Origin of the sequence: Cobetia sp. 1AS1 (genome assembly GCF_029846435.1) — a bacterium.
Taxonomy (GTDB): Bacteria; Pseudomonadota; Gammaproteobacteria; order Pseudomonadales; family Halomonadaceae; genus Cobetia; species Cobetia amphilecti.
Genome location: NZ_JARWKU010000007.1, coordinates 133,632 through 148,402, shown reverse-complemented (window position 1 = coordinate 148,402; position 14,771 = coordinate 133,632). Strand labels below are relative to the sequence as shown.

Here is a 14,771-nt window from a genome sequence, read left to right as displayed (position 1 = left end):
GTAAAAGAAGATACTTGTGCGCGCGAGGGAGCGAATGAAGGATTCGCAGCATATGTGACCGATAAAGTTATGTGAAATGAAAAGATGGCAACAATGAGGCATTCGAACCTTAACCAAGGTTCCCATCGTTCGATAGGCTGGACGCATGTCCAGTATGAGTAATTCAACCCTGTTTAGATCATTGACGGCGCAATTGGCGGTACCGGCAACATGAGGTCTGGCGAAAATAGCGCCATTTTTGCTTAGGAAACGCTGTTCAGGCAGTAAATCCTGCTTGGTGTTAAATTTTGTAAAGTTACGCAAAATAGCGTATTTGGCCTCCTGCATTTCAGAGGATGCCGTCCTGATGTCCGAGGATTGCGACCAGATGTCGGGAGTCTGACAGCACAGAATGCTCTTTTGCTCCCGTCGGGTTGCAGTATCAGGTGTCTGGTTTTTTGCGTCTGGCATGTCAGGATTGCCCCGTGCATTCCCGTACGTTCTGCAAGAGGAATCCCGATGTCGTCACGCGTGACACTGGCTCAGTGGCAGATGCTGGCCGCCGTGGTGGACCATGGCAGCTTCGCGCGCGCGGCGGCCGCGATCCACAAGAGCCCCTCGACCCTGAATCACGCCGTGCATCGCCTGGAGGCCTTGCTGGGCGTGCAGGTGCTGGAGCCGGTCGGGCGCAATGTCCGGCTGACCGAGGCGGGTGAATTGCTGCTGCGCCGGGCGCGTCAGCTGATCGAGAATGCGCGGGCACTCGAGGATGTGGCCGATGCGCTGTCGGCGGGCATGGAGAGCGAGATCGCCATCGCGGTGGATCAGCTGTTTCCGTCGGATGTGCTGGCACGGGCGCTGGAAGCCTTCTCGACGGCCTACCCTCAGGTGCGTGTCCAGCTGCACGAGACGACGCTGACCGGCGGGCGCGAGCTGTTCGAGGAGAAGGAAGCGGACCTGTTGATCAGCGGCCTGATGCTGGATGGCCATCTCGGCACCCCGTTGCTGCGTGAAACCTTCATCGCCGTGGCGGCGCCGGGGCACCCGCTACATGCTCTCGGACGGCCGCTGGATCTGCGTGATCTCGTGCAGCATCGCCAGCTGGTGGTACGCGACAGCAGTCGCTCCAGCGGCATGGATGCCGGCTGGCTCAAGGCCGAGGCGCGCTGGACGGTGAGCCACCTGGCCACGTCAGTCGATCTTGCCGAACGCGGACTGGGCTTCGCCTGGCTGCCCCGCACCCGCATGAGCGAGGCTCTGGCCCGGGGGCGGCTGCTGCCACTGCCGCTGGCCAATGGCGGCGAACGCGAAGTATTGCTGATGCTCTATCTGCCGGACGATGATCGCGCGGGCCCCGCCGTCCGCGCGATGAAGGCGCAGCTGCACGCTGCCGTCGAGCAGGACGCCAGCGAGCGGCGCTCTTGAAAGCGTATAGGGTCTGAAAAGCGTGAGGGCTTGAGAAAAGCACAGGGCTCGCACAACGTGATCGTTCGAGAAACTCGATCGGTGCCACGCAGTGAATTCGCTTGCGCTGTCGCGCTCGACTCTTAGGCTGGGGGCATCCCCTCAAGCCATATAAGGAGCGTGCAAGATGGGCTTACTGGTCGACGGCAAGTGGCAGGATCGCTGGTATGACACCGACAGCACCGGCGGTGAATTCAAGCGCGAGAGCGCGCGGCTCAGGGATTGGGTCGTGGCGCCCGATGCCCTGCTCGAAGGACCGCAGGGACAAGCAGCCGTGCCCGCCAGCGCAGACCGCTTCCATCTCTATGTCTCGCTGGCCTGCCCGTGGGCGCACCGCGCGCTGATCATGCGCTCTCTCAAGGGACTCAAGCCGCTGGTCGGTATGTCCTACACCAGTCCATTGATGCTCGAACATGGCTGGAGCTATCTCGAGGAAGAAGGCTCCAGCGGTGACCCGATCAATGGCGTGCGCTATCACCACCAGCTCTACACCCTGACCGACCCGCACTACACCGGCCGTGTCACCGTGCCGGCGCTCTGGGACAAGCAGACCGGTCGCATCGTCAACAACGAGTCGGCGGAACTGGTGCGCATCTTCAATGACGCCTTCGATTCGCTGACCGGCAATGATCTGGACTTCTATCCCGAAGACCTGCGCGGCGAGATCGATGCCATCAATGCCGAGGTCTATGACAAGGTCAACAATGGCGTCTACAAGACCGGCTTCGCCACGCGGCAGGAGGTCTACGAGCGTCACTCCACGGCGCTGTTCGAGTGCCTGGATTCACTGGAGCGCCGGCTGGCCGACTCGCGTTATCTCACCGGTGAGTGGCTGACCGAAGCCGACATCCGCCTGTTCACCACCCTGATCCGCTTCGATGCCGTCTACTTCGGGCACTTCAAGTGCAATCAGCGCCGTATCGCCGACTATCCCAACCTCTCGCACTATCTGCGCGAGCTGTATCAGTGGCCGGGCATCGCCGAGACCTGCGATCTTGCGCATATCAAGACCCACTATTACGCCAGTCAGCAGACCATCAATCCCACCGCTATCGTGCCGGTCGGCCCGAGCCTGGCGCTCGACGCTCCCCATGACCGCGAGCGTCTGCCGGGCCAGGGCATTCGTCGTCACGTCTGAGGTCTTGAAGTGTGAGTTGATCGCGCCCGAGTTGATCGCGCCCGAGTTGATGGCGAGCAGCGGCGGTTGGGTCAGGCGCGCGGTGTCGGGCGTCTGATCTTGGCCAGCCAGCGGTCCAGCGCATTGCCGAAGTCGCGTTGCTCGCGCTGGCCGTAGGCGGACGGGCCGCCGGTGTGCTCGCCGCTGGAGCGCATGCTCTCCATGAAGTCGCGCATCTGCACCTTGGCGCGAATGTTGTTGCTATCCAGCGCTTCGCCGCGGGTCGTCATCACCAGAGCGCCTTTCTCGATCGCCTCCAGCGCCAGCGGTAGGTCGGAGGTGATCACCATGTCACCGGGGTGGGCGCGCTCGACGATCAACTGATCGGCAGCATCGGCCCCTTGTGGGACCGACAGCGCCTTGACGTGCATCGAGCGCGGCAGCGGCACCTGATGATTGGCGACGAACCAGGTAGGGGTCGCGGTGCGTTCCGCCGCGCGCACCAGGATGTCACGCGCGGCGCGCGGACAGGCATCGGCGTCGACCCACAGCGTGGTGACATGCTCGGCGGGATGTTGTGGGGAGGGGGCGTCATGGTCTTGCGCGTCAGTCATGCAGGCTCCTGTCAGGTGGCTGTTCAGCGAGGCGTGATGGCGGGGCGCATGCCTGCCCGAAGGCGGCCGGCCTGCGACCAAGGTCAAAAGAAAGGATGCAGAATGCGTGAGAGGCTGCTAGAATGCCAGCTCCTCGCATGTAGTGACCCACCATCCTGAGTAGCCGAGCCCGACGTGATCGCCGTTATCTTGTGGCCATCAGCCGGTATTTCGCGCCTCCCGGACCGCGTGGCGTAGCTTGCCCCAGCCATCCGTGACCCCTCGATTCGATCGATGTCCGGCCGCCGCGATGCAAGACCCGTCCCTGTCCACAGTGTGCATGATGGAGCGCCCCGAGACTCTGAGTAGAAGAGCCTCTGGTTGCTGTACGGTCGCCGCAGCGTTGTGCCTGAAAGTGGAATTGCGTCCACCTTCAGAGCAACCCGGGCCCGTCCATGCCAAGACGTCCAGCACTCGTACGTTTTTTCTGATGATGCCAGCGCCTCGTGCCTGACTGCATCGCCAGACGGAGCCCTTACGCTTCGTGTCGGTTCAACCCGACCCATTCTTCAGCTGCAAGCCTTACTTGTAGCCATTTAGGTGTGAGATATACATGACCACGACTTCCGTCGTCGATCGCTTCAGCGATCTTGCCCTGCTGCCTGCCGTCCTGACCTCTCTCGAGAAGCTGGGCTACGAAACTCCGTCCCCGATCCAGGCTCAGACCATCCCGAGTCTGCTCGAAGGCCGTGACATGATCGGCCAGGCACAGACGGGTACCGGCAAGACCGCTGCCTTTGCACTCCCGCTGTTGACCCGTCTGGACCTCGACCGCCGTGAACCGCAGGTTCTCGTGCTGGCCCCGACCCGTGAGCTGGCCCAACAGGTCGCCGTCAACTTCACACGTTACGGTCAGTTCATGCGTGGCCTGGAAGTGGCCACTCTCTGCGGTGGTCAGGACTACCGCGAGCAGATGCGTAGCCTCAAGAGCGGCGCGCAGATCGTCGTCGGCACCCCGGGTCGTGTCATCGACCACCTGGATCGCAAGAGCCTGAACCTGAACGGCCTGAAAGCCCTCGTGCTGGATGAAGCCGATGAGATGCTGCGCATGGGCTTCATCGATGACGTCAAGCGCGTCGTCGCCGATACCCCGAAGGAAGCGCAGCGCGTCTTCTTCTCCGCGACGCTGCCGACCGAGATCGAGCGTATCGTCAACCGCTACCTGGTTGATCCGGTCAAGGTTGCCATCAAGTCCGAATCGCGTACCGCTTCCACCATCGAACAGATGATGGTGCGTGTCGAAGGCGGCGCCAAGCTCGAAGCGCTGTCCCGTCTGCTGGAAGTCGAGACCGTCGATGCGGCCATCGTCTTCGTGCGCACTCGTGCCGCCTGTACCACTGTCGTCGAACAGCTGATCGCTCGCGGTATCTCCGCGGCAGCACTGTCCGGTGATCTGGACCAGTCCCTGCGCGAGCGCACCGTGACTCGCCTGAAGCGTGGCAAGGTCGACGTGCTGGTCGCGACCGACGTCGCCGCTCGTGGTCTGGACGTGGCGCGTATCACCCACGTCTTCAACTACGACCTGCCGGGTGACAGCGAATCCTTCGTCCACCGTACTGGCCGTACTGGCCGTGCCGGTCGTGAAGGTCGCGCCATCACCTTCGTCAGCGGTCGCGAAATGCGCAAGGTTCGCTGGATGGAGCAGGCCCTGGGCCAGCGCATCACCGAACGCCAGCTGCCGAGCGAAGAAGAGATCCGTGGCCACCGTGACGCCGCCTTCCGTGCTCGCGTCGTCGAAGCCCTGGGCAGCAGCTCCAACGGTCACCGCGCTCTGGTCCAGAGCCTGGTCGAAGAAGGTCACGATCCGGTCGAACTGGCCGCTGTCTTCGTCAAGATGGCTCGCGCCGAAGAGACGCCGATCCAGTCTCTGCCGAAGCCGGGTGCGCGTCGCAACGAGCGTTCCGAGCGCGGTGAGCGCACCGAGCGTCCGGAACGCGGTGAGCGTCGCAACTCCGCGCCGGTCGCGCGTGAAGGCATGAAGCTCTACCGTGTGGCCGTCGGCCACCGTGACGGCGTCAAGCCGGGCCAGCTGGTTGGCGCTCTCGCCAACGAAGGCGGCATCGAAGGTTCACGCATCGGTCGCATCGACATCCGCAACACCCACAGTGTCGTGGAACTGCCGAGCGGTCTGCCGACCAGCATCGTGTCCAAGATGGCGCGTGCTCGCGTCGCTGGCCGTCCGCTGGAACTGGCAGAAGACGGTGCGGGCGCTCGTCCGCAGCGCCGTGAAGGTGGCAACGACGACCGTCGTCGCGCCTGATCAGGCCTGAGTCGGGCCGGCACTGATCGCAGTGCTGGCCACGGCTTCTGAAAAGACCGGTACCTCTCACGAGGTGCCGGTTTTTTTGTGCCTGGACGAAAGGCGTCACCGGGGCTGGTATCCTGTGCTGGCGTAGGTCCACCGCTCATCGTAGGTCCACCGCTCATCATAGCTCCACCGCTCATCATTTCCCGAGGATGCCCACATGATCTCTTCACTCGATGCCTTGCGCCGTGGCCTGCAGGCCACGCCTGCCCGCCAGCTGATGCTGTGCGCTCTGCTGGCGACATCCTGGCTGTCGCTCAGTGCGGCCCACGCCGAGTCCGACATGCCGGCCAGCAGCGCCACGCCGGAGATTCGCGTGCCGCTGGTCTCGCTGGAGGCCCTGCGTCTGGCGCCGGTGGTCTCACCGCAGGGCGAGGCGCTGGGCAAGGTCGAGGATGTGCTCAGCGATACGCGTGGTCAGATCCATCGCCTGCTGATTCGCCCTGACGGCGGTGACAAGGCGGCCAGCATCGACTTCGCGCGCTTCACCCGTGAGGCGGTCAGTGACCCGCTGGCGGCCGCGGCGCCCGGCGACATCCGTTACCGGCTGGTGCTCGACATGACGCCGGAGCAGCTGACGGCCCGCGCGGACCAGCCGCTTTCCAATCGCCTGTCACGCCAGCTGGAACGCAGCATGGGGGAGGTCGGCAATGGGCTGGACACCTTCCGCAATCAGGCGGCGGAGGTGCTGCGTTCACTGGGCAAGCAGCTTGAAGGTGAGGGCGATCGATAGCATCTGAGGGAGAGAGACCCGCAACCGCCGAGAGGGAATGCATGAGTGAGTGGATGACAGCACTGCACGATTGGAATCTCGACCCTGCCGCCGCCGTTGCCAAGCAACGCGAAATGGCCACACGACTGACGCTGACGCCGCCCTGGGGAGCAAGCCCCGGCGAGTGGCCAACGACCATCACGGGGGTCGATATCGGCTTCGAGGATGGGGGCGAGGTGACACGCGCGGCGGTGGTGACGCTGGATCTGGCGACGCTGGAGCCCCTCGAGCAGCAGCTGATCCGTCAGCCGACACGCATGCCGTATATTCCGGGCTTGCTGTCGTTTCGGGAGCTGCCCGCCGCCATCGCCGCCCTCGAATCGCTGGAGCGTGCGCCCGAATGCCTGATGGTGGACGGCCATGGCATCGCGCACCCGCGCCGCCTGGGCGTGGCGGCGCATCTCGGCCTGTGGTGTGACCTGCCATCCTTCGGCGTGGCCAAGAAGCGTCTGTGCGGCAAGCATGGCGAACCGGGCGATGCGCGCGGCGACTGGGTCGCGCTGACGGATCGCGTGCGTGAAGCGGATGGCGAGCTCGGCATCATCGAGAATAGCGAGCTGCCCAAACGCGAACAGCGCAGCCAGCTGGGCGCCGTGCTGCGCTCACGCGCGAAGGTCAAGCCGGTGTTCGTCTCGCCGGGCCAGCGCATGAATCTGGACACGGCGCTGGCGATGACCCTGCATTGCCTGGGCAAGACCAAGCTGCCCGAGCCGACCCGACTGGCGGACCAGCTCGCCAGCCGCCGCCTCAAGCGGCTTCGTGATGCCTGACCGCCGCTAGCCCTCGATCTCCAGTCGGCTCTGGCCGTTGCCCGAGGGGCGCACCGCGATACGCACCGGAATGCGTTCATGCATCTCGGCCACATGCGAGATGACCCCGACGCGACGGCCGCTGGCCTGCAGGCCATCCAGCGCCTCCATCGCCAGGGCCAGCGAATCCGGGTCGAGGCTACCGAAGCCTTCATCGATGAACAGCGATTCGATGCGCAGCTCACCGGAGGCCATGCCCGCCAGGCCCAGCGCCAGCGCCAGTGAGACCAGGAAGGTCTCGCCGCCGGACAGCGAATGCACGCTGCGCAGCTCGTCACCCATCTCGGTATCCACCACCACCAGCCCCAGCGGGCTGGCGCCGCGCGCCAGACGATAGCGACGAACCAGATTGGCCAGATGCAGATTGGCATGCTCGATCAGGCGCTCGAGATTGAAGGCCTGGGCGATGGTGCGGAACTTGGCACCGCTGGCACTGCCGATCAGCTCTGACAGCGCGCCCCAGCGTTCATGGACTGCGCGGGCGCGGGCCAGCTGCTCGCCAAGTTCGGCGCTGCCGCTGCGGCGCCGATCATCATTGAGTATCGCCGCCTGCGCCGATTGATGGGCCTCGCGCACGGCAGTGAGGGGTGTCTTGAGCGCCGCGATCAGAGTGGCCAACGCCTCGCCAAGCGCGTGGATATCTTCCTCGGGCTGTGGCTGCGCATCCTCCGGCGCACCAGCGGCATCTTCTTGCGGGGGTTGCGCATGAGTCTGCAAGCGAGCATGCAGCGCCAGGGCCTGCTGGGCCTGGGCGCGGATGACGCCCGTCTCTCCAGTCCCCGCCGTGCCTTCTCCCGCCACACCTTCTCCAGCGGTACCTGCTCCCGGCGTCTCCTCGGCGGGCGCTGCCAGCTGCTCGAGTGCTGCCAGCTGTTCGAGTGCTGCCTGCCAGCTGGAGGTCCGAGCGGCCTGCCAGTGTTTGAGCTGACGCGCATTGCGCTCATCACACAGGGCATCCGCGCGTGCGACGCGCTCGTGGGCGCTGCGCAGTTGCTGGCGCAGTGCCTGCAGCTCGTGATCCTCGATGGCTAGCAACTCCGCGATGCGCGCGTCATCCAGGCCGGGATTCGCTGCCTGCCAATGCGCGCGTTCGCGGTCGAGCGAGTCTTGCTCCTCGCGCAGCTCCGTCTGGCGTTGCTGCAGGTTGGCCTGCTGCTGCGTCAGCTGCTGTTGCTGGTCGCTCAATTCCTGCAGTGCCTGCCGTGCATCCTCTTGCTCGTTGCGCATCCGGGTGGTCAGCGACTCGATCCAGTCGGACCAGTCGCTCACGCTGGCATGCTGTCGCTTGGGGTCTGCGCTCAGCTGCTGGGCAAGCGTGTCACTGAGCTGCTCGATCTCACTCGCCAGCGCAGTGATCTGCGTCTCGCACTGTTGAAGCTGCGCCTCGCCATGCTGGCATTGCGACGTCAGCGTGGCGTGACGTGTTGCCAGTGCCTGGCGTTGCTCACGCAGCGGCGTCAGCTGGCGCAGTGTCGTCACCAGCGTGTTCTGGCGGGCGTCCAGTTCCCCAAGGCGCTGCTCGATCAGTTGCAGTGCGTGGGCAGCCGGCAGCTGCGGCAAGGGGGCAAGCTGGGGTTGCTCTGACAGCGAGTGCCGGGCCAGAAGCTCGGTCAGGTTCGTCTGGCAGCTCTGCGCCTGCTGCTGCAGGCGTTGCAGCTCCGTATGCAGCTGGGTCTGTTCCTGCTGCAGATAGCCGAGCTGCTCCTCGAGGCGCGCATGCTCGTGACTGGCCGTCTCCATGGCTTGCTGCGCGGTGGCCGTGGCCTGGCGGCGCTGGTCAAGACGCTCGCGGGCCTGCTGTTCCAGTTGAGCGATCAGCGCCTCGGCCGGTGCGGCCTGGCCGGCGGCGGGGTGCTCGTGGCTGCCGCACACCGGACACTCCTCGCCCTGGACCAGCCCACGGCGCAGCGCCATCACGTTGTCGCTGCGTGCCAGACGCTCCTGCTCCTGCTGGCGGCGCTCGGCGTCTTCCTCGTGGCGCGCCTGGTCACGGGCCTGCAATGCCTGCGCCTGCCGGCCAGCCACATCCCGCAACGCCTGTTGCTGTCGGGGCAGTTGCTGCTCCAGCTCGACAAGACGCTGCTGCACCTCATCACGGCGGGCCAGACCACTGATCTGCTCGCTGAGTACGGGCTTGAGCTCCAGTAGTGCATCGCGCTGACGTTGCAGTTGGTCACGATAATCTTCGGCATCGCGCAGCGGCTGGCCTGACTCGTCGACCAGCGTCGCCTGCAGCTGCTGGAGTTGCTGCTCCAGCTGCTGACGCTGGCGATCCTGTGTCTCGAGCTCCTGCTGATGTCGGCCGAGCGTGTCGCGCAGTCGGTGCTGTTCACTCTGCTGGCTGGCGTGTGCTTCGCGTTGCTGCGAAAGACGCGAGGCCACCTGACGTGCCTCTTCAAGCTTCGGCAGTTGCTCGCCGCGCCAGGTATCACAGCGCTGCATGCGTTCATCGGCGGTGTGCCTGGCGGCCCGGGCCTGCTCAACCCTGGGCGACAGGGTGTCGAGCTGCTGCTCCAGCTGGGCCAGTTGCGTGACCAGCTGCGCATGCTGCGGCGCGATCGCCTTGAGGCGCAGCAGGGCAGGGCGAATCGGCGCGAGGGCCTCCAGGGCGCTGAGTTGCTCGCGCTGACGGGAAAGCGCGTCACTGGCGGCGTGGGCCTCGGTCTGCTCCTGCTGCGCCTGACGCAGCGCCTGTTCGAGCTCGCCCGCCGTGGTGGTCCACTGGTGATAGGCCGTCAGCGCATCATGCTGTTCGCTGAGTCGGGTCATGGCCGTCTGGCGCAGACGGACCTCCTCCTCGAGCGCCTGACGCTCCTGCGGGCTGGCCGGCAGCTGGCCTTCCAGCTTGCGCTCCAGTTCATTGACGGCCTCGCGGGCGGCGCGCTCGCGCTCATGGGCGGCCATCGAAATCTCGGAGTAATGGCCGGTATCGGTCAGCTTCTCCAGCAACTCCGAGCGTTCATTGTCATTGGCACGCAGGAAGGCGCTGAACTCGCTCTGCGCCAGCAGTACGGCGCGGGTGAACTGCTCGAAATTGAGCCCCAGCCTGTCGATGATCAACGCCTTGGCGTCATTGCTGGTGGTGTTGAGGGTCTGAGCCGGCCGGGTGTCATCGCCGGCGGGCAGCAGCTGGAGATGTTGCTTGGCATTCTGCAGGCGCCCGCCGGGCTTGCCGCGTGCGCGGCTGACCGTCCAGCTGGCGCGATAGCGCAGGCCATCGCGGCCGATGAAATCCACCTCGGCCTTGCCTTCGCCGCAGCCACGCCGGAGCAGGCTGCGCGGGTCCTTGAGCGTCAGCTGATGCTCGCCGACATCCTCCAGCTGGCCGCCACTCGGTGTCTGGCGCAGGCGCGGCGTGGTGCCATAGAGCGCCAGACACAGGGCATCGAGCAGCGTGCTCTTGCCGGCCCCGGTGGGACCGGTGATGGCGAACAGGCCGGCATCGGACAGCGGCGCCTTCTCGAAGTCGACTTCATGCGTGCCGGCAAGCGACGCCAGGTTGTCGAGGCGCAGGGCGAGAATCTTCATGCCTGACCTCCCTTGGCCTTGTCTGCCGAAGCTGTCTTGTCTGGCTTGCGAGCGGGCCGGGTGGCCGACTCGCCTTCGAGACGCGTTGCGCGTGCGGCCTCGACCTCCTCGAGCAGCTGGGCAAAATCCTCGATCAGCGCCGGGTCCGGCTCACTGTCATAGGTGGCGCGATAATGACGCTCGAACAGCCCCATCGGCCCCAGCTCATCGAGCTTCACGCCTTTCGGCGCGCGATGCTCGGCACTGGAGGCCGGGTAGCGGGTGACCAGCTTGATCAGACGCAGCGGCGCGCCTTCCAGCAGTGCCTCGATGCGGGCGCGCAGGTCGATCAGCGGGGCTTCCAGCTGCACGGTCACTTCCAGCCACGGCCAGCGTGTCGGCTCGAGATCCGCTTGCGCCTCGGCGACCAGCGCCGTGAGCCGAGAGGTGATCTCGGCCAGGGGCGCAGGCCCGACGCGCGTGAGCGCGACATGGCAGGGCACGCGATGCTCCTCGACCTTCTCCAGGCTGTCATTGCTGAGCGTGACATCGAGAATGCGGTGACCGTAGTCGACCTCGGAGAAGTCCATCGCCAGCGGCGTGCCGCAATAGCGGATGCGCTCCTCGCCGCCCACGCGCTGCGGGCGATGCAGGTGGCCCAGCGCCACATAGGCGATATCGTCGGGGAACAGGCTGGTCGAGAGCGCCTCTTCGCCGCCCATCAGGATCGGGCGCTCGCTGTTCTCGGACACCTCGCCGTCACGCATGTGGGCATGACCCATGGCGATCAGCGCCTCGCCGGGCTGGCGGGTGGCGCGCGCAGCACTGACCAGCTGCTGGTGCACGCGGGCCACGCCGTCGCGGTAGGCCTCGCTGCGGGTGCGTTCGGCCTTGCCTGCTGCTTCTCCTTCCTGCTCGGCTTGCTCGCCGCTGCTCAGGCCGGTGACCTCGGCCGGGCGCAGGAAGGGCACCGCCAGGCACAGGGCGCGGCGCTTGCCGTCACGATCATGCAGGGGCACCAGCAGATGCTGGCAGTCGAGACTGTGGGCATCGCCGCCGTCGGCGGAGTCATCCACCCAGCGCACGCGACCCAGCGCATGGGTCTTGAGACGTGCCAGCAACGCGGCCGGCAGCTCGATGCGCGAGCCGGAATCGTGATTGCCGGCGATCATCACGATCTCCAGCGCCGCGTCCTGCTCGTGGGCGCGCACGATGAAGTCGTAGAGCAGCTCCTGGGCGGCCAGGCTCGGGTTGACCACATCGAACAGGTCTCCGGCGATCAGCAGCGCATCCGGCGCCAGAGTCTTGAGCTGCCCGAGCAGCCAGTCGAGAAAGGCAGCATGCTCGACGTGACGGCTCTGGCCGTGAAAGCTCTGGCCGAGATGCCAGTCGGAAGTGTGCAGAAAGCGGAAGCTCACGATGGGGTCCTTGCGAAGTCGTCTGGCCGGCGGCTGGGGCTGGGGCAAGCCGGGCCGGGTGAAATGCTGCCCAGTGTACGGTCTGGCTTCGCTGGGGCGGAAGAGGGCACGGCCTCAAGCCGCTCAAGGTGCGGCGCATTATCAGGCAGATGATCTGGATCAAGGCCTTCCACGGGCAAAATCGACAAAAGTCGCTACGCTGAAAGTCGAGGCCCTTGTCATTCACCGACAAGCCCACGCGATGGCAGCGTGTGGGAGTTGCCTCAGCGAATCACATCAGCGGAGAAGCCCACACGGGGCTTTCTTGCGCACAGTCTTCGCAAAGTCTTCAAGCTGACTTGGATAACAATCAGGCTGGTGACAGAGGATGCTGTTACCGACGCCCAGAGATGACAGGAAGGATTCGAAATGCGCCAAGGTCTTTTTGCTTCACCTCGTCCCGACAATCTCGGCCTGCATGATGGCATGCTGGCTCCGGCCCCCAGCACCCCCAACGGGGTCAGTTCCCAGGCCACTGACAGCAAGCATTATGTCGCGCCACTCCCGATGCCGCAGGATTGCTGCGTCAGTGCGATGGAGAAGTTGCACGGCATCATAGAATCGATGGGTCATGCTGAAATCGTCAGCGAAGATGGCGGCTATCTGCACGCCGAGTTCCACACCCCCGTGCTGGGCTTCGTCGATGATGTGGAAATCGTCTGCAATGAAGAGGAGGGGGTCTGTCATGTGCGCAGCGTCTCGCGCAGAGGGCATTCCGATCTCGGCAAGAACCGCCAGCGGGTCGAGGACATTCGCCAGCGCCTGGAAGGCTGGGGCTACTGCAGCTGACGCTTGTCGATGAACCTGAACCTGAACCTGAACCTCGGGCGTCGCCCGGCAGGCGAGAGAAGATGACTCACTGCATGACACCCACCACGTCCCTCATTGCTTGAACCGCACAGGATGACGTTCACCACCCCGGTCCGCCTTCTCGAGGCACCGGGGTTTTTCATGCCAACTCTTGGCAAGGTCGGCGTGATTTCCCGCAAGACCCCTGCCAAACAGTGAGCGAACGCTACCCAGCCAAGGTCGCCTTTGCTACTCTGGACGCGATACATGAGACGCATGATTGCATCGATCTGTATTGTGTTTTTTGCAATACAGTGATGCGTCGTACGCTGGCAGGATTCCGCATGATCGCCACGCCTCCGGGGCAACCCCGGTGCTTTCAGTCATCATCAGCACGACTTCCGCTCCGTGATTGATGATGTCTCCCCGACTGAAAGCCTCCAAGACAAGATGTGCGACGCGTGAATCACCCTTGACCATCGCTGGACACCAGCCCCCGCTAAACAGAGATCCATGAACGATTCCGTCCCCGCAGCGGGCTCCGCCCCCGCTGCTCACGATTTGCCCAACGAAAATTCGCTCAAGCGTGGTGACATCAAGGTACTCGGTCTGTCCGCTCTCGGCGGCGCCCTCGAGTTCTATGACTTCGTCATCTTCGTGTTCTTCGCCACCGTCGTCGGCCAGCTGTTCTTCCCGCCCGACATTCCCGAGTGGCTGCGTCAGGTGCAGACCTTCGGCATCTTCGCCGCCGGTTATCTGGCGCGCCCGCTGGGTGGCATCATCATGGCCCACTTCGGCGATACGCTCGGCCGCAAGAAGATGTTCACGCTGTCCATCTTCATGATGTCGCTGCCGACCCTGCTGATGGGCATGCTGCCGACCTATGCCGTCATCGGCATGTGGGCGCCGCTGCTGCTGATCATCCTGCGTCTGTTCCAGGGCGCGGCAGTCGGCGGTGAGGTGCCGGGTGCCTGGGTGTTCGTCAGCGAGCACGTCGCACCGCGTCACAATGGTCTGGCCTGCGGCACGCTCTCGATGGGGCTGGTGGGTGGCATCCTGCTCGGCTCGCTGATGGCCAGCGCCATCAACAGTGTCTACACCCCGCAAGAGGTCAGTGATTTCGCCTGGCGGATTCCGTTCATCATCGGTGGCGTGTTCGGGCTGTTCTCGGTCTATCTGCGTCGCTGGTTGCACGAGACGCCGGTATTCGCCGAGATGCAGCAGAAGAAGGCGCTGGCCGCCGAGCTGCCCTTGAAGATGATCCTGCGGGAACAGCGTCCGGCGATTGCCGTGGCGATGGCGGTCACCTGGATTCTGACCGCTGCCATCGTGGTCGTGATCCTGATGACGCCGAGCCTGATCGCAGGCCTCGAGGGCCTGAGCCGCGCCGCGGCCTTCTCCGCCAACAGTCTGGCGATCGTGGCGGTGTGCGTCGGCTGCATCGTCTCCGGTTACATGGTCGATCGCATCGGCGCCGGCGTCACCCTGGTGCTGTGGAGCGCCTTGCTGGGCATCACCTACTGGGTCTTCCTCGCCACCATGCACTCAGACCCCAGCCTGCTGGTGCCGCTCTACTGCCTGACCGGCTTCAGCGTCGGCATCGTCGGCGCGGTGCCGAGCATCGCGATCCGCGGCTTCCCGCCGGCGGTGCGCTTCACTGGCCTGTCGTTCTCCTACAATGTCGCCTACGCCATCTTCGGTGGCTTCACGCCGATTCTGGTCTCGCTGATGATGACCGTCTCGCCGCTGTCGCCCACCTGGTACGTGGCGGCGCTGTCGCTGATGGGCGTGGTTCTCGGCCTGTGGCTGGCGATCAGCCCGCGCGGTCGCGAACTGATGCGTATCGTCTGATCAGCGTATCTGGCATCGCAGATGAGAGGCAGGCCCTTGTGGCCTGCCTCTGCCTGAAAACGCGCATC

At 64.8% G+C, this 14,771-nt stretch carries 10 protein-coding genes; 7 read left to right on the top strand and 3 right to left on the bottom strand.

Features of this window, described 5'->3' with window-relative positions; translation table 11 throughout:
* Positions 1-498: 498 nt before the first annotated feature.
* The gene (locus QD280_RS12760) at positions 499-1,404 is read left to right on the top strand and encodes a LysR family transcriptional regulator (protein WP_279839509.1); all 906 of its coding nucleotides are present in this window, start codon (positions 499-501) and stop codon (positions 1,402-1,404) included.
* A gap of 166 nt (positions 1,405-1,570) precedes the next feature.
* Positions 1,571-2,581, top strand: a complete 1,011-nt coding sequence (locus QD280_RS12755; protein WP_279839508.1) for a glutathione S-transferase family protein — start codon at positions 1,571-1,573, stop codon at positions 2,579-2,581.
* 71 nt (positions 2,582-2,652) lie between these two features.
* Here QD280_RS12755 and QD280_RS12750 read toward each other — a convergent pair whose 3' ends face one another.
* A complete protein-coding gene (locus QD280_RS12750; RefSeq protein WP_084589335.1) occupies positions 2,653-3,174 on the bottom strand; it encodes a YaiI/YqxD family protein in 522 nt (173 codons plus the stop codon).
* Positions 3,175-3,766: 592 nt separating this feature from the next.
* Here QD280_RS12750 and QD280_RS12745 point away from each other — a divergent pair.
* From QD280_RS12745 to QD280_RS12735, 3 genes are all read left to right on the top strand, one after another.
* Positions 3,767-5,473 (top strand): DEAD/DEAH box helicase, encoded by a 1,707-nt coding sequence (locus QD280_RS12745; RefSeq protein WP_043333127.1) that lies wholly within the window; start codon positions 3,767-3,769, stop codon positions 5,471-5,473.
* A gap of 205 nt (positions 5,474-5,678) precedes the next feature.
* Entirely contained in the window at positions 5,679-6,251 is a 573-nt protein-coding gene (locus QD280_RS12740; RefSeq protein WP_192838574.1) for a PRC-barrel domain-containing protein, read from the top strand.
* 53 nt (positions 6,252-6,304) lie between these two features.
* Positions 6,305-7,060, top strand: coding sequence for an endonuclease V (locus QD280_RS12735; protein ID WP_279839506.1), 756 nt, complete (start codon positions 6,305-6,307; stop codon positions 7,058-7,060).
* Positions 7,061-7,066: 6 nt separating this feature from the next.
* On the opposite strand, the gene QD280_RS12730 is transcribed toward QD280_RS12735, so the two are convergent.
* Complete coding sequence (locus QD280_RS12730) at positions 7,067-10,627, bottom strand: AAA family ATPase (RefSeq protein ID WP_279839505.1); 3,561 nt, start codon at positions 10,625-10,627, stop codon at positions 7,067-7,069.
* Positions 10,624-12,024 (bottom strand): exonuclease SbcCD subunit D C-terminal domain-containing protein, encoded by a 1,401-nt coding sequence (locus QD280_RS12725; protein WP_279839503.1) that lies wholly within the window; start codon positions 12,022-12,024, stop codon positions 10,624-10,626. The genes QD280_RS12730 and QD280_RS12725 overlap by 4 nt, the downstream gene beginning before the upstream one ends.
* Before the next feature lie 408 nt (positions 12,025-12,432).
* Between QD280_RS12725 and QD280_RS12720 the strand changes: the two genes are divergently transcribed.
* Together QD280_RS12720 and QD280_RS12715 are read left to right on the top strand one after the other, a co-directional pair.
* Entirely contained in the window at positions 12,433-12,852 is a 420-nt protein-coding gene (locus tag QD280_RS12720; RefSeq protein ID WP_043333122.1) for a DUF1499 domain-containing protein, read from the top strand.
* A 513-nt stretch (positions 12,853-13,365) separates the two neighbouring features.
* The gene (locus tag QD280_RS12715; protein ID WP_107335530.1) at positions 13,366-14,703 is read left to right on the top strand and encodes an MFS transporter; all 1,338 of its coding nucleotides are present in this window, start codon (positions 13,366-13,368) and stop codon (positions 14,701-14,703) included.
* Positions 14,704-14,771 lie beyond the last annotated feature (68 nt).